The 24,102-nt window shown below is 64.7% G+C and carries 19 protein-coding genes; 5 read left to right on the top strand and 14 right to left on the bottom strand.

Annotated elements, in window-relative coordinates; genetic code table 11:
• Nucleotides 1-95: 95 nt before the first annotated feature.
• Entirely contained in the window at nt 96-3,095 is a 3,000-nt protein-coding gene (gene putA / locus JJC00_RS32855; protein ID WP_200469917.1) for a bifunctional proline dehydrogenase/L-glutamate gamma-semialdehyde dehydrogenase PutA, read from the bottom strand.
• Nucleotides 3,096-3,208: 113 nt separating this feature from the next.
• On the opposite strand from putA, the gene JJC00_RS32850 reads away from it, so the two are divergent.
• Nucleotides 3,209-3,670, top strand: coding sequence for an Lrp/AsnC ligand binding domain-containing protein (locus tag JJC00_RS32850; RefSeq protein ID WP_200469916.1), 462 nt, complete (start codon nt 3,209-3,211; stop codon nt 3,668-3,670).
• Nucleotides 3,671-3,838: 168 nt separating this feature from the next.
• Here JJC00_RS32850 and JJC00_RS32845 read toward each other — a convergent pair whose 3' ends face one another.
• The 4 genes from JJC00_RS32845 to JJC00_RS32830 all read right to left on the bottom strand — a co-directional run bounded on the left by JJC00_RS32845 (nt 3,839) and on the right by JJC00_RS32830 (nt 7,872).
• Nucleotides 3,839-4,039, bottom strand: a complete 201-nt coding sequence (locus tag JJC00_RS32845; protein ID WP_008134691.1) for a cold-shock protein — start codon at nt 4,037-4,039, stop codon at nt 3,839-3,841.
• A gap of 207 nt (nt 4,040-4,246) precedes the next feature.
• On the bottom strand, nt 4,247-4,555 hold the full coding sequence (locus tag JJC00_RS32840) for a cytochrome c (protein ID WP_200469915.1): 309 nt from the start codon (nt 4,553-4,555) through the stop codon (nt 4,247-4,249).
• 11 nt (nt 4,556-4,566) lie between these two features.
• On the bottom strand, nt 4,567-5,766 hold the full coding sequence (locus JJC00_RS32835) for a molybdopterin-dependent oxidoreductase (protein ID WP_200469914.1): 1,200 nt from the start codon (nt 5,764-5,766) through the stop codon (nt 4,567-4,569).
• A gap of 369 nt (nt 5,767-6,135) precedes the next feature.
• Entirely contained in the window at nt 6,136-7,872 is a 1,737-nt protein-coding gene (locus tag JJC00_RS32830) for an adenylate/guanylate cyclase domain-containing protein (RefSeq protein WP_200469913.1), read from the bottom strand.
• Nucleotides 7,873-8,206: 334 nt separating this feature from the next.
• Between JJC00_RS32830 and JJC00_RS32825 the strand changes: the two genes are divergently transcribed.
• Nucleotides 8,207-9,805, top strand: coding sequence for a glycosyltransferase family 39 protein (locus JJC00_RS32825; protein WP_246774308.1), 1,599 nt, complete (start codon nt 8,207-8,209; stop codon nt 9,803-9,805).
• Here JJC00_RS32825 and JJC00_RS32820 read toward each other — a convergent pair.
• Complete coding sequence (locus JJC00_RS32820; RefSeq protein ID WP_200469911.1) at nt 9,714-10,742, bottom strand: YcjF family protein; 1,029 nt, start codon at nt 10,740-10,742, stop codon at nt 9,714-9,716. The two genes, JJC00_RS32825 and JJC00_RS32820, sit on opposite strands and share 92 nt — an antisense overlap.
• Nucleotides 10,739-12,208 carry a YcjX family protein gene (locus JJC00_RS32815; protein WP_200469910.1) on the bottom strand — a complete coding sequence of 490 codons (1,470 nt, stop codon included), beginning with the start codon at nt 12,206-12,208 and terminating at the stop codon, nt 10,739-10,741. Before JJC00_RS32815 ends, JJC00_RS32820 begins: the two co-directional genes overlap by 4 nt.
• A 180-nt stretch (nt 12,209-12,388) precedes the next feature.
• Here JJC00_RS32815 and trhA point away from each other — a divergent pair, with 180 nt between their 5' ends.
• Complete coding sequence (gene trhA, locus JJC00_RS32810; RefSeq protein WP_200469909.1) at nt 12,389-13,084, top strand: PAQR family membrane homeostasis protein TrhA; 696 nt, start codon at nt 12,389-12,391, stop codon at nt 13,082-13,084.
• 51 nt (nt 13,085-13,135) lie between these two features.
• Nucleotides 13,136-13,930, top strand: a complete 795-nt coding sequence (locus JJC00_RS32805) for an SDR family oxidoreductase (RefSeq protein WP_200469908.1) — start codon at nt 13,136-13,138, stop codon at nt 13,928-13,930.
• A gap of 92 nt (nt 13,931-14,022) precedes the next feature.
• On the opposite strand, the gene mdlC is transcribed toward JJC00_RS32805, so the two are convergent.
• The 4 genes from mdlC to JJC00_RS32785 form a co-directional block, all read right to left on the bottom strand.
• The gene (gene mdlC / locus JJC00_RS32800; protein ID WP_200469907.1) at nt 14,023-15,645 is read right to left on the bottom strand and encodes a benzoylformate decarboxylase; all 1,623 of its coding nucleotides are present in this window, start codon (nt 15,643-15,645) and stop codon (nt 14,023-14,025) included.
• A 150-nt stretch (nt 15,646-15,795) separates the two neighbouring features.
• Nucleotides 15,796-16,647 (bottom strand): FAS1-like dehydratase domain-containing protein, encoded by an 852-nt coding sequence (locus tag JJC00_RS32795; protein WP_200469906.1) that lies wholly within the window; start codon nt 16,645-16,647, stop codon nt 15,796-15,798.
• Nucleotides 16,648-16,661: 14 nt separating this feature from the next.
• Nucleotides 16,662-17,765, bottom strand: coding sequence for a CaiB/BaiF CoA transferase family protein (locus JJC00_RS32790; RefSeq protein ID WP_200469905.1), 1,104 nt, complete (start codon nt 17,763-17,765; stop codon nt 16,662-16,664).
• A 10-nt stretch (nt 17,766-17,775) separates the two neighbouring features.
• Complete coding sequence (locus JJC00_RS32785) at nt 17,776-18,939, bottom strand: acyl-CoA dehydrogenase family protein (RefSeq protein WP_200469904.1); 1,164 nt, start codon at nt 18,937-18,939, stop codon at nt 17,776-17,778.
• Nucleotides 18,940-19,064: 125 nt separating this feature from the next.
• Here JJC00_RS32785 and JJC00_RS32780 point away from each other — a divergent pair, with 125 nt between their 5' ends.
• Nucleotides 19,065-19,985 (top strand): LysR substrate-binding domain-containing protein, encoded by a 921-nt coding sequence (locus tag JJC00_RS32780; RefSeq protein ID WP_200469903.1) that lies wholly within the window; start codon nt 19,065-19,067, stop codon nt 19,983-19,985.
• 328 nt (nt 19,986-20,313) lie between these two features.
• Here JJC00_RS32780 and JJC00_RS32775 read toward each other — a convergent pair whose 3' ends face one another.
• The 3 genes from JJC00_RS32775 to upp form a co-directional block, all read right to left on the bottom strand.
• The gene (locus JJC00_RS32775) at nt 20,314-21,588 is read right to left on the bottom strand and encodes a cytochrome P450 (protein WP_200469902.1); all 1,275 of its coding nucleotides are present in this window, start codon (nt 21,586-21,588) and stop codon (nt 20,314-20,316) included.
• 97 nt (nt 21,589-21,685) lie between these two features.
• Nucleotides 21,686-22,951, bottom strand: a complete 1,266-nt coding sequence (locus tag JJC00_RS32770; protein WP_200469901.1) for a cytochrome P450 — start codon at nt 22,949-22,951, stop codon at nt 21,686-21,688.
• Nucleotides 22,952-23,330: 379 nt separating this feature from the next.
• On the bottom strand, nt 23,331-23,960 hold the full coding sequence (gene upp, locus JJC00_RS32765; RefSeq protein ID WP_200469900.1) for a uracil phosphoribosyltransferase: 630 nt from the start codon (nt 23,958-23,960) through the stop codon (nt 23,331-23,333).
• Nucleotides 23,961-24,102 lie beyond the last annotated feature (142 nt).

Below are 24,102 nucleotides of genomic sequence, written 5' to 3'. Positions count from 1 at the left end.
CGCTCTTGTTGTTTCCCGCTGGCTGGAATTGGCGCGGGCAGATCACGGGAGCATTAGACCGATGTTTCGATGGGATGCAACGCTCCTTCCGAGCCTCATTCCTCGCCTGCGAGTAGTGCAGCGTTGCCGCCGGCTGCCGCGGTGTTGATGGTCACGGTCTGCTCGGTGGCGAAGCGCGCGAGGTAATGCGGGCCGCCGGCCTTCGGGCCGGTTCCGGACAGGCCGTTGCCGCCGAACGGCTGCACGCCGACCACGGCGCCGATCATGTTGCGGTTGACGTAGATGTTGCCGACCTGAACACGGTCGATGATGGCCTCGACCGTGTCGTCGATGCGGGAGTGGACGCCGAGCGTCAGGCCGTAGCCGGTGCGTTCGATCGCTTGCAGCACGCGCTCGAGGGTCTCGGCGCGGTAACGCACCACATGCAGGATCGGGCCGAATACTTCCTCAGTGAGCTGGCCCGCGTCGCGGAGCTCGAAGATGTGGGGCGCGACGAAGCAGCCCTCTGGAGCTGCGCCCGCAAAGTGCAGCCGCGCCTCCTTCTTCATCCGCGCGATGTGGGCATCGAGGCGCTGCTTGGCCTCGGCGTCGATCACCGGGCCGACATGGGTCGCGAGATCAGAGGGATCGCCGATCTTCAATTCGCGCGCCGCGCCAGCGATCATCTCGATCATGCGGTCGCCGACGTCCTCCTGCACGAACAACAGCCGCAGCGCCGAGCAGCGCTGCCCGGCCGAGCGGAACGCCGAGGTGACGACGTCGTCAGCGACCTGTTCAGGCAGCGCGGTGGCATCAGCGATCATGGCGTTGATGCCGCCGGTCTCCGCGATCAGCGGCACGATCGGCCCGTCCTTGGCGGCGAGCGTCCGGTTGACGTGACGTGCGACTTCGGTCGAGCCGGTGAAGACGACGCCGGCGATATCAGGGTGTGCGGTCAGCGCGGCACCGATGCGGCCCTCGCCTGTGACGAGATGCAGCGCGCTCGCGGGGATGCCGGCCTCATGCAGAAGAGCTATGGCCTCGCGCGCGATGCGTGGCGTCTGCTCGGCGGGCTTTGCCACCACGCTGTTGCCGGCCATCAGCGCCGCCGTGACCTGGCCGAGGAAAATCGCCAGCGGAAAATTCCACGGCGAGATCGCGACGAAGACGCCGCGGCCACGCATGGCAAGCGCGTTGCTCTCACCGGTCGGGCCCGGCATCGCGACCTCGCTGCCGAACAGCTTTCGGCCTTGTGCCGCGTAGTAGCGGCAGAAATCGGCGGCTTCGCGCAGCTCGGAGAGCGCGTCGTCGAGCGTCTTGCCGCCTTCGCGCTGAAGAGCCGCGATGAAATGCGCAGCTCGGCTCTCCAGGAGATGCGCGGCCTGCTCCAGCGCTGCCGCGCGTGTTGCCGCCGGCGTCCGGCTCCAGGCCGCAAAGCCCGCGCGCGCTGCGGCGATCGCCGCATTCGCCTGTTCGGGCGATGCGTCCGGGACCAGATTCAGGTCGGGCGTCGCGGCCTTGACGTCGGTGAGCAGCCGGTCGAGCGCCGTGCGCTCGCCGAATTCGATCCCGCCCGAATTATGCCGCTCCGGCGCGAACAAATCGCCCGGCAGCGGGATCTTTGCGTGATGCGCGTGATCCGGCCGGACGATGAGATTGACCGGGCGCTTCAAGAGTGCCGGGACCGGGACGCGGTAGTCGGCCGCCTGCGCCACGAAGGACGAGTTGGCGCCGTTCTCCAGGAGACGCCGTACCAGATAGGCGAGCAGGTCGCGATGGCTGCCGACCGGCGCATAGGTGCGGTAGGCGATCTCAGGGCGGTCCTCGGCGAGCTGCTCGTACAGGGCTTCGCCCATGCCGTGCAGGCGCTGGAATTCGAAGCCGCCGCTGTCGCCGGCGAGCTCCAGCACGGTCGCGACGGTGACGGCGTTGTGGGTCGCAAACTGCGGGAAGATGCGCGGCCGCAAGGCGAGAAGTTTTGATGCGCAGGCGACGTAGTTCAAATCCGTCATCGCCTTGCGCGTGAACACCGGATAGCCGTCGAGCCCGCGCTCCTGCGCGCGCTTGATCTCGGTGTCCCAATAGGCGCCCTTGACCAGGCGCACCATCAGCTTGCGGTCGTGCGCACGGGCAAGATCGTGGACGTAATCGATCACCGCGCTCGCGCGCTTCTGATAGGCCTGGATTGCGAGCCCAAAGCCGTCCCAGCCTTTGAGCGAGGGATCGGCGAGCGTTGCCGCGATCACGTCGAGCGACAGCTCCAGCCGGTCGGCTTCCTCCGCATCGACGGTGAAGTTGAGGTCATACGCCCTAGCGCGCTGCGCGAGGTCCAGCAGTTGCGGAACGAGCTCAGCCATCACGCGCGCGCGGCTGATTGCCTCGAAGCGCGGATGCAGTGCCGAGAGTTTGACCGAGATGCCCGGCCGATCGGGCAGGGCATGATTGCCCGCCGCCTTGCCGATGGTCAAAATCGCGCTGGCATAGGCGTCGAAATAGCGCTTGGCGTCGTCCGCCGTGCGCGCGCCTTCGCCGAGCATGTCGAAGGAGTAGCGCTGCCTCTCGCCGGAGCGCGGCTTGCCCCGCTCAAGCGCCTGCTCGATGGTCTCGCCCAGCACGAAATGATTGCCCATCAGCCGCATCGCCTGGCGCGTGGCGGTGCGTACGGCGGGCGCGCCCAGCCGCTTCACCAGACGGCCGATGGTGCCGTCGGGCGTCTCGCCGGGCTGGATCACGCGCGCCGACAGGCCGAGCGCCCAGGCCGAGGCGTTGACGAGGAACGCCGTGGACTTGGTCTCGTGATGGATGAAATCGCCTTCGCCGAGCTTGTCCTCGATGAACTGGTCGGCGGTGCGCGCGTCCGGCACGCGCAACAGCGCTTCCGCCAGCACCATCAACGCAAGGCCTTCCTTGGTCGAGAGCGCGAACTCGCGCAGCATGTCCTCGACCCCGCCAAGCCGGTCGTCGCGCTTGCGGATCGCCTCGATCAGCCGGGTCGCGGTGCGGTCGATCCGCGCTTCCTGCGGCGGGGCGAGATGCGCCGAAGGAAAGAGCCGTGCGGCGATGTCGGCATCGTCGGGCGCATAGGGGGCGGAGAAGGGAGGCGGGATGTTCGGCATGGCGTGTCCTGTGGCTGAAATCAGGATAAAGCCCGCATGACCGTGGTTCGATAGACAAGTTAACCGTTTTGTCTTAGAAAATGAAGATCATTGACGTATCGACCGTATAAAATATGGAACTTGATCGAACGGACCGGAGAATCCTCTCGATTTTGCAGGAGGATGGGCGAATCGCCAATGTCGAGCTGGCCGAGCGCATCGGGCTGTCGCCGACCTCGATCGGCGAGCGGCTGAAGCGCCTGCAGCGCGAGGGCTTTGTCGAAGGCTATGGTGCGCGGCTCAATCCGCACCGGCTTGGTCTCGGCCTGCTGGTGTTCGTCGAGGTGCTGCTCGACAAGACCACGCCTGATAATTTCGAGCGCTTTGCGCGCGCGGTGAAACTCGCGCCCGAAGTGCTGGAGTGTCACATGGTTGCAGGCGGCTTCGACTATCTCTTGAAGGCGCGGCTGGCCGACATGACCGCGTATCGGCGCTTCCTCGGCGAGACCTTGCTGTCGATGCCGGGTGTGCGCGAGACGCGCACCTATGCGGTGATGGAGGAGATCAAGCGCGACGCACCGTTGCCGGTTGGCTGACGAAATGCGGTCGCGATTGTCACTGCTGCGGCGTTGATTGGCGATCTCTATGGGCAAATAGTTTCCGCGCGCAGTCGCAACGCCTGTCGTCGAATGCACTGATCGTCTTCTAAAATTTTTTTGGCCCAACTCCCGGACAGAGCCGGGAGGCAGCAAAGTCTGGCGGGCTTATACTTTGAGGTTCTCTGCGGACGTCTTGCCCCGGTTTGCGATCTCTTCATACTCAACCGTCTGGCCCTCGTTGAGGGAGGACAGACCGGCCTTCTGCACTGCCGAGATATGCACGAACACATCCTTGCCGCCCGACGCAGGCTGGATAAATCCATAACCCTTCGTCGGATTGAACCACTTGACCGTACCTTTAGCCATCACGTCTTCTCCGCGGGTCTTCCTCCGAGATCGCGAACCGCCAGTCCCCGCCAACCGGCCGGTTCGGTCCTATAGGATACGCGGAATGTGGCGGGCTTGGTAGATCAAACCACATCCGCATTTCGCGGAAATTCGCTCAACTTCGCGGCGTTTTTGCCGGTTTTGCCCGTTTCGCGGTCAATTCTCCGGGACGCAGCACGCCCTCCGTCAGTAGGTCGCGGCGAGATAGTCCACGATCTTGCCGACGTCGGCATCGTCGATCGGCGCGCCATAAACCTTGATCATCTTGGTCACCTCGGCCTGCCAAAACCCTTTCTTGTCCTTCATCGGCGGCTGCGTGGCGATGTAGTCGGACGAGTGGCAGGCGGCGCAATTGCCCTGAACCACCTCGAGATTGGGCCCGGGGTTGAAAGCTCCGACCTCATCCGGCGTCTTGTAATTGACCGGCGCTGCCAGCGCCGAACCCACCGCGGCGGCGACGGTAAGCGCGATGGCAAGGAGAACGGTGCGCTGCATGATCATTCTCCTCAGGCGACGCTGACGCGGACGGTTTCGACGACGTTGCGCAAATAACCCGCCGGGTTCCAGCGCGGCGTCTCCGGCTGCGTCTCGCCGGAATTGCTGGTGGCGCGCACCTTGAGCTCGACCTGGCCCGCGGCAAGCTTCACCGGCAGCTTCCATTCGCGGAACGAGTAGTTGCCGAGATCCTTGCCGAGCCTGGCGGTGGTCCAGGTCTTGCCACCATCGGTGGAGACCGAGACGTCCTTGATGCCCTTGCCGCCGTCGAAGGCTATGCCGCGCAGCGTTGTGGGTCCGGCCTTCAGCTTGGCGCCGTCGGCCACGCTGGTGATGAAGGAGCGGATGGTGAAGCGGTTGATCGGGATCGTCGCCTTCGGCGCGGTGCCGGGCTCGACCGCATTGTTCGGCGTGTCCGGAATGCGATAGGCCGACTTCATCCAGAAGCCGTCATAGACAGTGTCGACGACGGTGATCTCGTTGAGGTGCTTGACCCAGTAGGTGCCGTAATAGCCGGGCACGACCAGACGCAGCGGGAAGCCGTTGAGGAACGGCAAATCGTCGCCGTTCATGCCGTAGGCCAGCATCACCTCGCCGTCGGTGGCGTGATCGATATCGAGCGCCTTGATGAAATCGGGCGTCTTGTCGCTGACCGGGCCGTCCATGCCGTTGAAGGTGACCTGCCTGGCGCCGGTCTGTACGCCCGCCATCTCCAGCACGGCCTTCAGCGGCACACCGCGCCAGCGCGCATTGCCCATCGCGCCATTGGCGAGCTGGCCGCCGGCGACGCGCGGCTCCGAGAATCCGCGGCTGTTGCCGGAGCACTGGTTGACGGCGACGATCTCGGTCGCCTTCATCTTGCGGATGTCCTTGAGCGACAGCTTCAGCGGCTTGTCGACCTTGCCCTTGATGTCGAGCGTGAACTTGTCGGGGTCGAGATTGTAGGGGAGGTCGGCGAGGTGATAACGCACGAAGAAAGCGTTGTTCGGCGTGATCGGGCCGTCATTGAACACTGCAAAGGGCGTCTCGAGCTGCGGCGGCCGGCTGGTCAGGCCGATCATCGGCCGCTTCTGCGGATATTTTACCAGCGGCCGCTCGCCATTGGCGAAGGGGAGTGTAACGGTGTCGAGTGCCAGCGCTTTGGTGGAATTCACTGTGGCCGCCAGTGCGGCAAGGCCCGCTCCTTTGAGCATGTCGCGTCGGTCGAACATTCTGGTCTCCTCCCGGAGCTTTCCGTTGGCTTGCGGTCATCACCGCAAGACTCGCGCTCATCTGTCGCAACGACTCACGTGAAGTCAATTCGTGCTTTCGCAGCAAGCCCATGCCGTTGCGCTGCAACACGCCGGTGTTGGTGCTGCACCTCTCCCGCTTGCGGGAGAGCATAGGCCGCCTTCGGCGGCCGTCCTCCTAGGGGACGCCGAGTCTTCGACTCGGCTATGCCGAAGGCGCGGGTGAGGGCTCTCGCCTCCTGGGGATTGTCCCCGTTGCGGAGACACCCTCTCCCCAACCCTCTCCACCATGTCCCCGGTCTGAACACCCGCAAGCGGGCGAGGGAGCGCACTTCCCGCGCGGTTCGCGCCTTACGCCGCGACGCGCTCGCCGCCGGCAATGAGAGCCGACAATGCCCTGGTGTCCGCAACGACGCGCACCACCATCGGCTCGTCGCGGCCGCGGATCGCGACCTCCTGCTTCGGCAGGGCATCGTCGTGAAGGCCGGCGGTGCGGCTGACCTCCTCGGAGACGATCGCCTCGCAGGCCAGCGTCTTGGTCATGTCCTGAAGCCGGGCCGCGACGTTCACGGCGTCGCCGAGCGCGGTGAAGACGATGTGGTCGCGGTAGCCAATGTCGCCGATGATGACCTCGCCGCCGTGGACACCGATGCCGAAGCGGATCGGCTGGCGCAGATCGTGGCTCAGCAGCTCGTTGAGCTCGTCCACATGGGTCGCGATGGCTGCCACCGCCTTCAGGGCCTGCCGGCAGGCGGCTTGCGGATCGCTGGTGAGGCCGAACAGCGCCAGCATGCCGTCACCGACGAACTGGTTCGGCTGGCCGCCATTCTCGATCACGGCCTGCGACACCGCGCCGAGGAAGCGATTGACGATGAAGACGGTATCGAACGGCAGCCGCTTCTCGGCCAACTGCGTCGAGCCGCGCATGTCCACGAACAGGCTGACGAGATAGCGCTCCTGGCCGATTCTGGCCGGCGCGGACGCATGCGCGTTGGCCGACAGCATGTGCGGCATGAACAGCTGGAAGAAGGAGAGGTCGGAGTTCGGCCGCAGCTGGCAGGCAAGCCGGATCGAGGGATCGGCGGTGCCGACGCGGGCCAGCACGAAGGCCTCGCGCTGTGACGGCTCGGGCAAGGTGCCGTGGTCGCCGATGATGCGGATGCGGCAGGTCGAGCAGCGGGCGCGGCCGCCGCAGACGCTGGCATGCGGCACGTTGTGGCGAAGGCTCGCTTCCAGCACGGAGAGGCCCTTGGGCACGCGCACCGTCTTGCCGTTGCCGTAGGACAGCGCGATCATGCCGCCGCGCCGCTCGCGCCAGCCGCGCACGCCGCGCCCGAGCAGCACCAGTCCGAGCAGGCCGACATAGCTGATGGTCAGGGCGCCGGTGATACGGTCGAGTGTATCGGCTTCCGCGACCGTGCCGACCTGACGCTGCGTGAAATTATGCGTGCGCCACTCGCCGTCCTCGCTCTCGGCGGCGACGCTGCGGCCGCCCTGGTAGATGCCGAGCAGCGCCAGCGTCGGGATCAGCACGGCTGCCGCCAGCAGGTACGGCGCCGCACGGATGAAGAACGGTTTGAGCCGGAGCCAGAAATAGATGCCGATACAGCCGTGCACCCAGGCGACGATGAGCAGGATCGTCATCGTCCAGAGGCGGTTGGATGACACGACAAAGAACAGATAGAGTTCCTGCGGATACAGCTTCTCATGCCCGTACAGCGTCTGGGCGAGCCGCACGCCGATCACATGCGCCATCACCAGCGCCGGGATGCTCAGCCCCAGCACGAGCTGCAGCGGCTCGATCGTCTTCCAGCGGAATTGGCGGCGCTGGTACAGCGCATAGATGCCAAGCCCCATATGGGTGAGGGCTGCGCCATAGAACACGATCGCGACGGGGAGGAACTGCCAGAACGACGTGTGGTAATAGACCCCGATCTGCATGGCATCGACGGAGATATTGCCGAGCGCATGGTTGAGGAAATGGCTGACCACGTAAGAGAACAGGATGACGCCGCAGACCAGCCGCACCTGCCGCGCGCTGGTCGAGCGGACGAGTTCGGGCAATCGTGACAGGGCGGTGGCGGCCATGATTCGTTGTACCAGTTCACTGAGGAGAACAGCCAGGGGAGAGTTAAATTCCACCTGTGAACGAGCGGCCGGATCACATAACCGACAAGGTTACGCAATCGTAAGTATCGTAGGGTGGGCAAAGGCGCTCTTGCGCCGTGCCCACCATTCCGACGCATGCCAGGCTGTGGGCACGCTTCGCTTTGCCCACCCTACGGTTCTGTCCCGCGCGGCAGACATGGATGGCAACATCCCCACATTGACTCCCCCTCCCAACTCAGGGAAAAGCGCGGCCGTGACGATCGCTCCCGACATCACCGTGAAGCCCGACGGCGCGTCGCGCCGGCCGCTCGTCATGGCCGCGCTGGTGATCGCCGCGATGACGGTGTTGCGCATCGTCTATGCCTCCGCGATCGAGCTGCGCACCGACGAGGCCTATTACTGGACCTGGTCGAAAGAGGCGGCGCTGAGCTTCCTTGATCATCCGCCCGGCATCGCCTGGCTGATCCGGCTCGGTACCGCGATCTTCGGCGATACCGTGCTCGGGGTCCGCTTCGGCGGCATCGTCGCGATGCTGGTGACGCAGTGTCTGCTCGCCGACATCGTCCGCCGCCTCACCCATGATGTGCGCGCGATCGTGGTGGCGGTGCTGATGCCGGAGGCCGCGCTCTATTACGGCCTGCTGATGGCCAAGGTTGCCCCCGACGTCGCCATGATCCCGTTTGCGGTGGCGATGATGTGGTCACTGGTGCGGCTGGCGCAGAGCGGGGATGGCCGCTGGTGGCTTGCGGCCGGCCTGTTGGCCGGCCTGTCGCTGCTGTCGAAATTCACCGCCATCATGTTCGCGCCCGCGGTCGCTGCGTTCCTGCTGGTGCCGGATTGGCGCTGGCGCTGGCTGCGCAGCCCCTATCCTTATCTCGCGATGCTGATCGCGATCGCAATGTTCTCGCCGGTGCTGATCTGGAACGCGCAGCACGACTGGGCCTCGTTTCGTTTCCAGGGCGTGCGCGCTACCACCAATTACGGTATCTCGTTCCGCACCATCGGCGACTATGTCGGCCTGCAATTCGGCCTCGTCGGCTTCGTCATGCTGCCGGTGGTGCTGTTGGGCCTCGTCATGACGGTGTGGCGCGGCTACCGCAGGCGCGAGCCGGTTGCGATCCTGCTGTCGACCGCGGTGCTCGTGCCGTTCGTCTATTTCTTCTTCAAGTCATTGACGCTCCGGGTCGGCGACACCTGGCCGATGTTCATGTGGCCGATCGGCTTCGCCGCCGCCGCGGTGAACCTTGCGATGCTGTCGAAAGAAGGCTGGTCGGCGCGAATGATCCGGTCGTGCACCTTCTGGGTGGACGCGGCGCTGGTTTCGGGGATCGCCTTCGTCGTGCTCGTGTTCCTCTATTACGTCGCGGCGCCCTGGAATTTCCTCGGCAAGATGGATCCAATCGGCGCCGAGGCCGGCTACGAGCAGATCGCCGCGCGCGCACAGGCCGCGTTGGATGAGACCGGCGCGACCTGGATCGCGACCACGGACTATCGCACCTACGCCATGATGCGCTGGCTGTTCCGCGGCCGCGTCCCCGTGGTCGAAATCAACGAGCGCGGCCGCTTCCAGGATTTCCGCGATCCCGGCATGGACCGGATCAAGGGGCAGGTGGGGATCTATATCGGTCGCCAGCCCGATGATCATTCGCCTCTCTGGGAGTCGATCCCGGCGACGCGCGCGCCATTGGGGCAGGTCGAACGCCGCTGGCGCGGTGTCCTGATCGATACCTACACGATCGATAAGCTCACCGGATGGACCCCGGAGCTGTCTCCGCCAAAGGACTCACCGCTGTTCCAGTGGCGCGTGCTGGCCCTGCGAGTTAGTCCTCGTCCTCTTTCCTTCGCAGCAGATCCGTCGCGAGATCCGACAGCCTTGGCGGCGGCAGGGCTGCGAACGGCAGCGGCCTCGTGACATCGATCGCGGCGAGACCCAGCCGCGCCGTCAAGAGCCCGTTGAGCATGCCTTCACCGAGCCGCTGCGACAGTTTTGCTGCAATCCCGTGGCCAAGCATCTGCTGCACCAGGCTGTCGCCTGCGGCGAGGCCGCCGGTGATGGCGAGATGGGCGATGACGTGGCGGAGCAGGCGGATCATGCCGAGCGCGCCGGGCCGGCCGCCATAGAGCCGGGCGAGCTGGCGGATCAGGCGCAGCGAGGCCACGAACACGAACAGCACGTCGAACAGAGCGCGCGGCGACACCGCCGTGACAATCGAGACCCGCTGCGCCGCCGACGACACCAGCCGCCGTGCCTCCGCATCCAGCGGCGATATCAATTCGCGTTCCGCGAGCCGGATCATGTCGGCACCGTCGATGATCTCACTGGCATGACTTTCGAGTGCGGCACGGGCGCGGGCAAGCTGCGGGTTCTGGTGCGCAATCGCGATCAGATCCTGCACGATGGCGCGGCTCTCCTTGCGATCGTCGCTGGCGAGCACCTCGGCAGCACGCCGATGCAGTTTTTCGATCGTGGCAAGGCGTGCAAGGCCGAACGCCTCGCGCCCGATCACCACCGCGAGCGCAAGCGTGGTGACGAAGGCGAGCGCGAGCCCGACGAAGCCGAGGCTCTCGCTGCGCGCGAACAGATCTTCGATCAGACGGACAACGCCGAGCCCGGTGCCGAGCAGCGTCAAGCCGGCGACGCCGGACCAGAACAGCGCGCCCCACGGAAAACCGCGCCGCGCCGGAAGCGCGGTTTCTATCGGCACGGGCAACGTCGCCGGATCGGGTTCCGGCGTGATCTGAATGGTGGTGCGGCCCGGCCGACTGGTCTCGTCGGCGTTGCTGACGACGACCCCGGGATCGTCGAGCCGGAACGTCGCCGGCCGCCGTGGCTTCGATCGGTCGTTCATGCGAGCTTGTCTCCGATCAGGAACTGCAAGGCACGGTCGAGGCGGATGTGAGGCAGCGCCGGCTCGTTCGTCCCTTCACGCTCGAGCTTGGGTGGGCGGAAGCGCAGAAAGCGGAAGTCGCTCTTCTCGGCGGCTTCCGTCGAGAGGCCACGGAACGCATCGCGGCCGTCGAACAGCGGTTCGGGATCCAAAGGCAGGTCGCCAGGAAACGTCGCGACCTCCGTGTTGCCGTCAAAGAACTCACCGTTGGCGCTTTCGCCCGCGGCCGGCGTGCCCAGGATCGAGGGTAATTTGTCGCGGCCATGCGCGACCTGTGCCTCGCGTGTGGCGCGGACGGCGGCGAGCGCGACGACGTCGATCTCCGCGCCGGTATCTTCCGCGCGCGCCACGGCGCGCGTAACCGCGCGACGCAGCACGGCCTCTAACCGGTCGTGACTGGAATGATGCAGATGATCGGCCTTGGTCGCCGCAAACAGGATGCGGTCGATGCGCGGCCGGAACAGGCTGGAGAGGAGCGTGCTGCGGCCGATGTTAAAGCAGTCGAGAATGCCGGCCAGCGCGGCTTCGAGATCGTGCAGCGCTTCGGGTCCGGAGTTGAATGCGGAAAGCGCATCGGCGAGCACGATCTGACGATCGAGCCGGGCAAAGTGATCCCTGAAGAACGGCCGCACCACGACATCCTTGTAGGCCTCGTAGCGGCGCACCATCATCGCCCACAGCGATCCCTCCGGAGCCTGGCCGCCGACGGGCACGTCGAGCGGCGCGAACGTTAGCGCCGGCGTGTCGGCGAGACTGCCGGGCATCAGGAAACGGCCAGGCGGCAACAGGCTCATCGCAAACCGCTCGTCGCGGCAGGCGCGCAGATAATTGGTGAAGAGCTTTGCGGCCGTCAGCGTCGCCTGTTCGTCCTCGCGCGCTTCGGGCTTGAGCGTTGCCAGATGCACGTGCCAGTCCGCGGCCAGATGGGCGCGCGGCGCTTCGCGCGACAGCGCCAGGCTTTCCGCCGACCATTGCTCAAAACTCTTCTGCAGCAGCGGCAGGTCGAGCAGCCATTCGCCGGGATAGTCGACGATGTCGAGCGTCAATGTGCGGTCGGCGCCGTTCGGGCGCTGATAGTCGATGACGAGACGCAGCTCGCTGATGTCGACGGTCGAGTTCGGCCAGCGTCGCTCCTCGATCAGCGCGTGCAGATGGCTTTCATAGGAGAAGCGCGGCACGGCATCGTCCGGCTGCGGCGCCAGATGCGCCCGCGCGATCCGGCCCGAGGCATAGGCCTCGAACACCGGAAACCGGCCGCCGCGCGTCAGCCCGTGGATCAGCGCGGTGATGAATACGGTCTTACCGGCCCGCGACAGGCCGGTGACACCAAGCCGCACCGTCGGATTGAAGAAGTGCTCGCCATAGTCGATCAGCGCCCGGGCCGATAGGCGCGCCTCCTCGACCATATCCTGGAAACTGAATACCATATGAACGCGGGGATCTCGGGCGGGGGCAAATACGCAAAATGGACTAGTCACAAAAGTGGCAACTGCCTGACGAAAATCAAGCTTCATACTTCCACCGCCTTCTTGGGCGAAGCAGCCGTTGAACGCCGCGTTAACTGCGAAAGACCAATATTGGACACTGATCGACGCTTTCGGACCGCCATGTCTGTCTTTACGCTGAAACAGTTCGCCTCGAACTCCGTCCATGCCGCCGCCGATGCGATGGGCTGGAACTACGACCGTGCCGAGATCATCGCTGACGGTATCATCCATGCCATCGGTGTGCTCTCCGGGATCATTGCTGCGACTGTTCTGGTGGTGCTGGCGGTGGTCTATGCCGATGCGACCGACATCGCTGGGGTCTCGATCTATGTCGCCGGCCTGCTCTCGATGCTCGTGCTGTCTGCGAGCTATAATCTCTGGCCGATCTCGCCGGTGAAATGGCTGCTGCGGCGGTTTGACCATTCCGCGATCTATCTCCTGATCGCCGCGACCTACACGCCGTTCATCCTGGAGGTGAAGGACAGCGTGTTTGCGCTGGCACTGCTTGTCTGCGTCTGGTGTGTCGCGATCGTCGGCATCGTGCTGAAGCTTCGCTATCCCGGCCGGTTCGATCGCGTCGCCGTGGGCATCTATCTTGCGATGGGCTGGAGTGGCGTGATGCTCTATGGCCCCGTGGTCAAGGCGCTGCCCGCGCTGGTGCTTGGTTTCATCCTGGCGGGCGGCCTGCTCTACAGTTTTGGCGTGATCTTCCACGCCTGGCGGCGGCTGCGCTTCCAGAATGCGATCTGGCACGGCTTTGTCTTGGCCGGCGCGGCATGCCATTATACCGCGGTGCTCGACCTCGTGCTGAGCTGAGCGCGTCCCGCGCAGCGGGATAACACAAATCAAGAAAAGAGGAGACGTCGCATGCAGGTGACCGGCAAGGTCGTGGTCGTCACAGGCGGCGCAAACGGCATCGGCAAGGCGCTGTGCGAGGCCTTTCACAAGGCGGGTGCCGCCAAGGTCGTGGTCGCGGACATGGACGCTGCGAACGCGCGCACCGTCGCCGCCACGGTCGATGGCGCAGCCTTCAAATGCGACGTCGCGCAGGAAAAAGATGTTTCGCATGTCATCGAGGAGACCGAGCGGCAGTTCGGTCCCATCGCGTTGTTCTGCTCCAACGCGGGCATCGGCGGCGGCTTCGATCCGATGTCGGTTAATGCCGGCGGCGCCTCCGATGAACCATGGCAGCGCAGCTGGGCGATCCACGTGATGGCGCATGTCTATGCGGCGCGGCATCTCATCCCCCGCATGAAGGCGCGTGGCGGCGGTTATTTCCTCAACACCATCTCGGCCGCGGGCCTGCTGTCGCAGGTCGGTAGCCCGGCTTATTCGACGACGAAGCACGCCGCGGTCGGCTTTGCCGAGAACCTCGCGATCTCGCACAAGGCTGACAACATCAAGGTCTCGATCCTCTGCCCGCAGGGCGTCGACACCAACATGCTGCGCTCGATCCCGAAGGGCCCGCAATCCGGCGACGGTGACCTCACGCCGGAGCAGGTTGCCAGCGACGTCCTCGCCGGCCTCGAGCAGGAGACCTTCCTGATCCTGCCGCACCCCCAGGTGCTCGGCTACATGCGCAAGAAGACCGAGAACTACGACCGCTGGATCGGCGGCATGGCCAAGATCCAGGCGAAGATGCGGGAGGAGTTCGGGAAGTAGGGAGGGCTGGTGCCACAATTGACGCTGTCATGCTCCGCCCAGTGCGCAATTGCGCACAAGGCGGGCGATGACAGCTGAGTGTGCGGAGGCCCCTAATGCTTCTGCCCGTACAGCACCGGCACCGCCGAATCCACGACGACCTCGAGCAGGCTCGTGCCCTCGTGCGCCATTGCGCGCTTGAGCGCCTCACCCAACTCCGCCGCCTTGCTCACCCGTACCGCGTGGCAGCCCATGCCTTCGGCCAGCCGGACGAAATCGATCCCCGGCAGCTCCAGCCCCGGCACGTTCCGCACCTGCATCACCCGGCTGAACGAGCGCATCGCGCCGTAGCCGGAATTGTTGATGACGACGATGGTGAGCGGCAGCTTGCGCTGCGCAGCGGTCCACAGCGCCTGGATCGAATACATCGCCGAGCCGTCGCCGATCAGGCAGACCGTGCGGGTCTTCGGCTTGCCGAGTGCCATGCCGACGGCGGCGGGCAGTGAATAGCCGAGGCCGCCGCTTGCCATGGTGTAAAAACTGTCCTGGCCGCGCATCGGCAGGAATTTCTGCATCGCCGGCCGGTGCGAGGGCACTTCCTCGACCAGTGAGGCTCCATCCGGCATCGCCTGCGACAGCGAATGCAGCAGGAACTCGACCGGCAACGGATCGGCAGCTTGCGGCGCCGGCGGCAACGTGCGGCCTTTTGGCGTGGCGCGTTTGCTCTCCGGCAGCAGGTCGAGCAGCGCGCTTAGCGCCGGCTTCATCGTCGCGATGATGCTGGTGCCGACGGGCGTCACGGCAGCGGCATCCGGATCATCGGTGATCTGGAAGATCGTCGCGCCGCCATCAAAAATTGCGGCATGGCCCTCGACATGGAAGGTGAACACCGGCGCGCCGATGGCGACGACGAGGTCGTGCTCGCGCAGCGCGTCGGAGAGTTGCGCCGGCGAGGCATGCAGGAAGCCGGCAAACTGCGGATGCCGCTCGGGGAACGAGCAGCGCGCCGAGAACGGGCTGACCCAGACGCTCGCCTTCGCCTTCTCGGCGACGCGCACCATCAGATCGACCGCGCCGGCGCGGTCGACGCCGGGGCCGACGACGAGGGCAGGGTGCTTTGCGGCACCGAGCGCGGCAACCAGCGCCTTCATGGCGGCGGCCTCGGGCCCGATTTCGCGGCTGACCTTGCGCGCCTCGATCGGCGCCGCGGCATGCGTCCAGTCGTCGATCGGGATCGACACGAAGGTCGGCCCGCACGGCGGCTGCATCGCGGTGTAATAGGCCCGCGCGATTGCGGCCGGCACGTCCTCGGGCCGCGCCGGCTCGACGCTGTACTTCACATAGGGCCGCGGAAACTCGGAGGCGCGTTCGGCGTAAAGAAACGCCTGCAACGGCAGGATCGAGCGGGCCTGCTGGCCGGCAGTGATGACGAGCGGCGTCTGGTTGCGGTGCGCGGTGTAGATGTTGCCGAGCGCGTTGCCGACGCCGGCCGCCGAATGCAGGTTGACGAAGCCGGCATTGCGCGTCGCCTGGGCATAGCCGTCAGCCATGCCGACCGCCGAGGCCTCCTGCAGCGCCAGCACATAGTCGATGTCATCGGGCCAGTCGCTCAGGAACGGCAGCTCGGTCGAGCCGGGATTGCCGAAGACTTTTTTGATGCCGAAGGCGCGCAGCAGGTCGAGCGTCGCCTGCTTGACGGTGACGGACTTGCTGCCGGTCTTGCCGTTCTTGGACATTGGTTTCCGTCCCAAGTTGTTGTTTGGCGTGCTACTAGCCTCACTGTCATTGCGAGGAGCCCTTACGACGAAGCAATCCAGACTATCACCGCGGAGAGATTCTGGATTGCTTCGCTGCGCTCGCAATGACGAGGAGGGGGAAGCGGTGGCTCACCACACCGCCGTGCCCTTCATCGTCGGTTGCCTCTCCGCGTTCGCGGTCCACAGCTCCATGCCGTCGGCGGTCTCGCTGGCGTTGATGGAGAACTCGCTGCCCGCGAACAGCGGCTGCACGCCGCGATAGGTGAGCTTCTGCGGCGGCTTGCCGCTGCGCAGCTTTGCCGCCATCTCGATGATGAGCGCCGCCTGCAAGGGCCCGTGGAAGATCAGGCCCGGATAGCCCTCGACCTCAGTGACGTAATCGCGGTCGTAATGGATGCGGTGGCCGTTGAAGGTCAGCGCGGAGTAACGAAACAGCAGCACGGGATCGGAGACATGGGTCTCGCGGTGCTGTGCGTTCGGCGGCGGGGGCGGAGCCTTTGCGGTCGCGGGCGCGTTGGCCGTCATCTCGCGATAGACGATGTCCTGCCGCTCGCGGATGGCGACGCCACGGGGTGAGGAAATGCTGTGCTCCACCGAGACGAAGCACAGCGTGCCGGTCGAGCCTGATTTCACCTGCACGTCGGCAATGCGCGAGGTCCGCGTCGACTCATCGCCGACGCGCAAGGGCTGCAAAAATTCGATTTCGCCGCCGGCCCACATCCGGCGCGGCAGCGGCACCGGCGGCAGGAAACCTCCGCGGGTCGGGTGGCCGTCGGGCCCGAGCATCGACATCGGAAACACCGGCTGCGCCAGGCACCAATGCACTGTGAACGGCGCAGCGTCACCCGTCCTGGGTTCGCCGACCTCCTGGAACAGCGTCGCGCGCAGGCCTTTGACGAGCTGCGCGGTGACGATGTCGGTCGCCTCTTCGCTGCGGCCGATCCATTGCTGCAAGTGATCGATGTCGAGCTTCCCGGTCATGACGCCTCGCTCTGTTATTTCCTGACTTGGGGATTTTCGCCGATGCCGGGCACCGCGCCGTAAGCGCGCGGCTCGCCGACGATGATCGGGGCCGGCGCGGGATAGCTGACGCGGCCGTTCGGGGTATCCACCTCGATGCGCCTCAGATGCGGATGATTGGTGAGGTCGGTCATGGTGTTGACCTCGGCAAACGCGATGTCGGCGTCGGACAGCCGCTTCAGCAGCTCGTCGCGCGTCATCCTGCCGAAGATATCGGCAACCGTCTTGTCGGTGAAGTCGCGGTTGCGCACGCGCTCCACCATGTTGGCGACGCGGGGATCGGCGAGGAGATTGGGCTGGTCCAGCACCTCGGTGCAGAGCGTCTTCCATTCGCGCTCGCTCTGGATCGAGATGAGAATATCCTTGCCGTCCTGCGAGGTGAACACGCCATAGGGCGCAATCGAGGGATGGCGCAGGCCCATGCGCTTGGGCGGATTGCCGGCCTCGGCGTTGAGCAGCGGCACCGTGCACCAGTCTGCCATCACGTCGAACATGGAGATGCGGATGTCGCAGCCCTTGCCGGTCCGCCCGCGCGCGATCAGTGCCTCCAGGATCGCCGCATGCGCGGTGGCGCCGGTCGCGACGTCGACGATCGACATGCCAACGCGCGAGGCGCCGTCGGGATTGCCAGTGATCGAGGCAAGTCCACTCTCGGCCTGGATCAGCAGATCATAGGCCTTGCGGTGCGCGTAGGGGCCATCATCGCCGTAGCCGGTGATCGTGCAGGAGATCAGCCTGGGATAGTCCTTCAACAGCCGTTCGCGCGAGAAGCCGAGCTTGTCCATCGAGCCCGGCTTGAGGTTCTGCACCAGCACGTCGGCGCTTGCGATCAGCTTCTCCAGCTCGGCGCGTCCCTCCTTGGTGGCGAGATCGACCACCGCCGATTGCTTGCCGCGATTGAGCCAGACGAAATAGCTGCTCTGCCCATTGGCCGCCGCGTCATAGCCGCGGGTGAAATCGCCTTCGGGCCGCTCGATCTTGATCACCTCTGCGCCGGCATCCGCCAGGCGCGAGGAACAGAAAGGTGCTGCCACCGCCTGCTCGACCGCAATCACCCTGATCCCGTCCAGTGCTCCCATGATTGCTGCCTCAGTACGAGCGCGGCATGCCGAGCACGTGCTCGGCGACAAAGGACAGCACGAGATTGGTCGAGATCGGCGCCACCTGATACAGCCGCGTCTCGCGGAACTTGCGCTCGACGTCGTATTCCTCGGCGAAGCCGAAGCCGCCATGGGTCTGGATGCAGGCATTCGCCGCTTCCCAGGACGCATCGGCTGCGAGCATCTTGGCCATGTTGGCCTCCGCGCCGCAGTCGAGCCCGGCCTCGTATTTGCGCGTGGCCTCCTTCACCATCAGCTCGGCCGCGCGCATCGAGGCGTAGGCCTTGGCGATCGGAAACTGGATGCCCTGGTTCTGGCCGATCGGCCGGCCGAACACGGCGCGTTCCTTGGCGTAATTCGTTGCCTTGGCGATGAACCATTTGGCGTCGCCGATGCATTCGGCCGCGATCAGGATGCGCTCGGCATTCATGCCGGAGAGGATGTAGCGAAAGCCCTTGCCTTCCTCGCCGATCAGATTTTCCGCCGGCACCTTCATGTCGGTAAAGAACACTTCGGTGGTGGCGTGGTTCATCATGGTGCGGATCGGGCGGATCTCGAGGCCATTGTTCTTGGCCTCGCGCATGTCGACGATGAACACGGAAAGACCATCGGTGCGCTTCTTCGCCTGCTCCTTCGGCGTGGTGCGCGCCAGCAGCACCATCAGGTCGGAATGCTCGGCGCGGCTGGTCCAGATTTTCTGGCCGTTGACGACGTAGCTGTCATTGCCTTCCTTGCGCGCGAAGGTCTTCAGCGATGAGGTATCGGTGCCGCTGGTCGGCTCGGTGACGCCGAAGGCCTGCAGCCGCAATTCGCCGCTCGCGATCTTCGGCAGGTACTTTGCCTTCTGCTCGTCATTGCCGTGCCGCAGCACGGTGCCCATCGTGTACATCTGGGCGTGGCAGCCGCCGCCGTTGCAGCCGGCACGCTGGATCTCTTCCAGGATTGCAGCCGCAGCCGAAAGCTTCAGGCCCGCGCCACCATATTCCTCGGGGATCAGCACCGAGAGGTAACCGGCCTGCGTCAGCGCGTCGACGAAGGCCTTGGGGTAGGCCATCTCGCGATCGAGCTTGCGCCAGTATTCGCCGGGAAACTGCGCGCAGAGCTTTGCGACGGCCTCGCGGATGTCGGCGTGATCTTCGTGTTCGTCACTCATGGCGTTTCCCGTTGATAGCGGCAGTTAAGATAACGCCGGCCAACCCTCTGGCGTTGTGAAAACATCGCCAGCCCCCTATGCTCATTTGCTATAGCGTATGGAGTAGCCTTCCAGGATTGGCAAGCATGGATTTCCGTCAGCTCAGGACCTTCAGTTGCGTGGCGGAGCTCGGCAGTCTGAGCAAAGCGTCCGACACGTTGCGCGTGGCGCAGCCGGCGCTCAGCCGGCAGATCAAGCTGCTGGAACATGAACTCCGCACGGAACTGTTCACGCGCAATGGCCGCGGCATGGTGCTGACCGAGGCCGGCCGGCTGCTGCTGGCGCGCACGTCGGGCATCGTGCGGCAGATCGACCAGATCCGCGACGACATCCAGTCGGCCAAGGGGCTGCCGTCCGGCCAGGTCGTGCTCGGTCTGGTTCCGACCGTGAGCTGCGTGCTGTCGGCGCGCTTTGCGCGGCGCTGCGTCGAAAAATATCCTGGCATCTCGCTGCGCATTGTCGAGAGCTACAGCGGTCATATCGTCGAATGGCTGCATCGCGGCGAGATGGATCTCGCCATCCTCTACGGCCGCTCGGCCGATCTGCATCTCAATGTGCAGAGCTTGGGGCGCGACAACATCGTCGCGGTCGGCCCGCGCGGCTGCGGTCTCGCGCGCAAGAAGAACGTCGATATCGGCTGGCTGCTGCGGCAGCGGCTGGTGCTGCCCAGTCATTCCCACGGCCTCCGTGCGTTGATCGAGCACGCGGCCGCGCAACGCAAGATCAAGCTCAACGTCCAGCTCGAAGCAGATTCGTTCCGGGTGCTGACGAGCCTGGTCGAGGAGGGGCTCGGCTTCGCGCTGCTGCCGCCATCCTCGGTCCACGCCGAGGTCGCAGACGGACGGCTGGAAACCGCTGTCGTCTCCAAGCCGATGACGCGCGAGCTCATTTTTGCCTCTCCGATCGACCGCCCGCCCTCGACGGCCTCGCTGGCCGTCACCGCACTGCTGCGCGACGAGGTTGCCGCCTGCCGCAAGGAAGGCGTCTGGGACATCAAATTGAGTTAGATGCGCTGGTGTCGTAGAACAGTCAGGCGCCGTCTTGCCTTCGCATCTGGCGCGACCTGTCATGCCGAAATTTTATAGCTGGGCCGTGGGCCGCTGCGCATTTGACGCGCATGTGTATCCAGAGTCTCGTCATTGCGAGGAGCCCTTGCGACGAAGCAATCCAGGAATCTTTCCGCGGTGACAGTCTGGATTGCCTCGCTACGCTAAGAAGAAAGTGGGTGAGTTCCAGCAGACTCCGTCAGGAGCAATCACCCATTTTCATCCAGCGGGGTCGGCCGTCTGGCCGGTGCTCAACTCGCAATGACGGAGTGTGCGGCGGCAGCGAGGCCTACCCCGGTATCCTCACCGGCAACGACTCATATCCCTTGATGAAGCTCGAATAGATCCGCTTCGGCTCACCGACCACCTCGATGCGGTCGAACCGCTTCAGCATTTCTTCCCAGATGATCCGCAGCTGTAGCTCGGCGAGCCGCATGCCGACGCAGCGGTGGATGCCGAAGCCGAAGGAGAGATGGGTGCGCGGACGCGCGCGATCGATGATGAACTCGTTCGGATTCTCGATCATCTCTTCGTCGCGGTTGCCGGAGACGTACCACATCACGACGCGGTCGCCCTTCTTGATCTGCTTGCCGCCGATCTCGGTGTCAGCAAGCGCGGTGCGTCGCATATGCGCGAGCGGGGTCTGCCAGCGGATCACCTCCGGCACCATGGTATCGATCAGCGTCGGGTTGGCGCGCAGCTTGTCGTACTGCTCGGGATTCTCGTTCAGCGCCAGCACCGATCCGGTCATGGTGTTGCGCGTGGTGTCGTTGCCGCCGACAATGAGCAGGATGATGTTGCCCATCAGGTTGTCGGGGTCCATGAAGCGCGTAGCGTCGCTGTGGGCCATCAGCGACAGCAGATCGTTGCGCGGCGCCGAGTTGACGCGCTCGTTCCACAGCTTGGACATGTAGGCATAGCACTCGTCCATCTCGCGGCGGCGCTCTTCGGCGGAGGCGACGATGCCGCTCTTGGGCAGCGCGGTCGCGACATCCGACCACCGCGTCAGCTTGCGTCGCTCTTCCCAGGGGAAGTCGAACAGCGTCGCCAGCATCTGGGTCGTCAGCTCGATCGAGACGCGCTCGACGAAGTTGAAGGTCTCGTTGCGGGGCAAATTGTCGAGCACGGTTTGCGAGCGCTGGCGGATCAGCTTTGCGAGCTCGTCCAGATGCGTCGGTGTGAACATCGGCGACACCGTCTTGCGCTGCGAGGAGTGCTTTGGCTGGTCCATCGCGATGAAGCTCGGCCAGTCATAGCCGGGCGGCACGTCGCGGATGCCGATTCCGCCGAGGGACGAGTCGGACGAGAACAGGCCGTGATTGGTGTCGACGTGCATGATGTCGTTGTACTTCACCACCGACCAGTACGGCTCGATCGGCGCGTTGGTGCAGTAATGCACCGGCTCTTCCTTGCGCAGTCGCTCGAACCAGGGCCACAAGGTGTCGTCCTGGAACAGCCGCGGCGCGCCCGGATGAAAATTCTTCAGCGGCGTTGCATAGGCTTCCTCGCGCGCGCGCCGCATGCGTTCGGCCTTGTCGGCCTTGACCGGGGTCTGAATGTTCATGGGCAGTCGCTCCAGTGTGTTCGTTCACGCCGTCGCGGTGGCGGCGCGAGGGGCGGCGTCGTCGCAAGTGCCAATGTTATACACTATAATTCAGAGCTCACGCCGCAATCTTGACGGGCAGCGTTTCCAAACCCTTCACAAAGCTCGAATACACCCGCTTCGGTTCGCCGACCACATCGATGTGGTCGAACCGCTTCAGGATCTCTTCCCAGATAATCTTGAGCTGGAGTTCGGCAAGGCGCAATCCGACGCAACGGTGAATACCGAAGCCGAATGAGAGGTGGGTGCGCGGGCGGGCGCGGTCGATGATGAAGTCGTAGGGCTTCTCGATCGCCTCCTCGTCGCGGTTGCCCGAGACGTACCACATCACGACCTTGTCACCTTTCTTGATCTGCTTGCCGCGGAACTCGAAATCCGCAAGTGCAGTGCGGCGCATATGCGCCAGTGGCGTTTGCCAGCGGATCACCTCCGGCACAAAGCTGTCGAGCAGCGCGGGGTTTTCACGCAGCTTGCGGTATTGCTCCGGATGCTGGCTCAGCGCAAGAAGCGAGCCCGACATGGTGTTGCGGGTGGTGTCATTGCCACCGACGATCAAAAGGATGAGATTGCCGAGGAAGTTTTTGGCATCCATGTCGCGCGTCGCGGCGCCATGCGCCATCATCGAGAGCAGATCGCTCTTGGGCGGCTGCTCGATGCGCTCCTTCCAGAGACGCGCGAAATAGCCGGCGCATTCCGCGAGCTCAGCCTGGCGCTCGTCCTCGGTGGCGACAAGTCCGTCGGGACCGGGAATGGTGGTGGCGATATCCGACCAGCGCGTCAGCTTGCGGCGGTCTTTCCAGGGGAAGTCGAACAGCACCGCGAGCATCTGCGTGGTAAGTTCGATCGAGACCTGGTCGACCCAGTCGAACACCTCACCGCGCGGCAGATTGTCCAGGCACTCGGCCGAGCGCTTGCGGATATTGAGCGCGAGATTGTCCAGATGCGTCGGCGTGAACATCGGCGCCACAGTCTTGCGCTGCGCCGCATGCCGCGGCGGATCCATCGAGATGAAGCTCTCGCGGCGTAGGTCCGGATCGATGTCGCGGATGGTGATGCCGCCAAGCGAGGAGGCCGAGGAGAACACCGAATGGTTGGTCTCGATCTCCATGATGTCGTTATAGCGTGTCACCGACCAATACGGGCCGAACATCGAATCCTTGCAATAGTGCACCGGGTCTTCACGGCGCAGCCGGTCGAAATAGGGCCAGAACGTATCGGTCTTGAACAGCTCGGGATCGCCGGGATCGTATTGCTCCAGCGGAAGTGACGACGCGCGCTCGCGCAATGCGTCGTTCGTTGCCGCGTTCTCGATGGTCCCGTGCATGACCGCTCTCCCTGACGTGAACCGCGCGATTTTCTTGAATTCTGCGCTGCGGTATTTGGGCTGCAATTACAGCCCGTTGTCTGCGCCGGAGCAAGGGCGAGTTTTACCACATCCAACCTTCGCGGCAGCGTCGGGCGGCGGTCACGTTCTTGCGCGAACGTGACCTCCCGCACGCCGCTTGCCGTGAATCGTGCGAGAAAACGCTCGAAACCGAGGTAAATCGAACCCGCCCATCTTGGGGATCGACCAACCTCTGATCTATAGTTTGACCGGGTCAGATCCGCATCCTCTGGATGATGCTTCGCATCGCCAGGCGCAATCCGACCGCTCCCCGCTGGGGAGAGGTAAGGTGCGGACAGCCGACCAAATGTGCGCTGAATTACCGCGTCCCGTAAGCGCGGTCGCCGGCATCGCCGAGGCCCGGCAGGATAAAGCCGTTCTCGTCGAGGCCTTCGTCCACCGCGGCGGTCCAGATATGCACGTCCGGGTGCAAGCCGCGCAAGCGCTCGAGTCCTTCAGGAGCTGCGATCAGGCAGGCGAGGCGAATGTCCTTGGCACCGCGCTCTTTCAGCCGGTCGACTGCCGCCACGGCCGTGTTGGCGGTCGCGACCACAGGCGTCACCACGATCGCGAGGCGCTCACCGAGATCGGAGGGCGATTTGAAGAAGTATTCGACCGCGGCAAAACTGTGTGGTTCGCGGTAGAGCCCGATATGGGCGACGCGCGCGGTCGGCACCAGATCCATCATGCCGTCGACGAAGGTCGTGCCGGCGCGCAGCATCGGCACGAACACCAGCTTCTTGCCGGCGATCTTCGCCGAGTGCATCGTCGCTAGCGGCGTCTCGATCACGGTGTCGGCAAGCGGCAGGTCGCGCGTTACCTCGTAGCACAGGAGCATGCCGATCTCCTTGATCAGCTCGCGGAACGATTTTGTCGAGATCGATTTGTCCCGCACCAGCGTCAGCTTGTGCTGCACCAGCGGATGATCGACGATCGTGACGCCTTCCATGATCGGATGCTCTTGCTTCTTCCCTTCTCCCCCTGTGGGAGAAGGTGGCGCGAAGCGCCGGATGAGGGGTCGTCTCCGCGAACTCCAATGAGAGATGTGCTCGCGGAAGCAACCCCTCACCCGGCTTCGCTTTCGCGAAGCC

Origin of the sequence: Bradyrhizobium diazoefficiens, assembly GCF_016616885.1 — a bacterium.
Taxonomy (GTDB): Bacteria; Pseudomonadota; Alphaproteobacteria; order Rhizobiales; family Xanthobacteraceae; genus Bradyrhizobium; species Bradyrhizobium diazoefficiens_F.
Note: the sequence above shows the minus strand (reverse complement) of the source record. Positions and strands in the feature narration are given on the sequence as shown.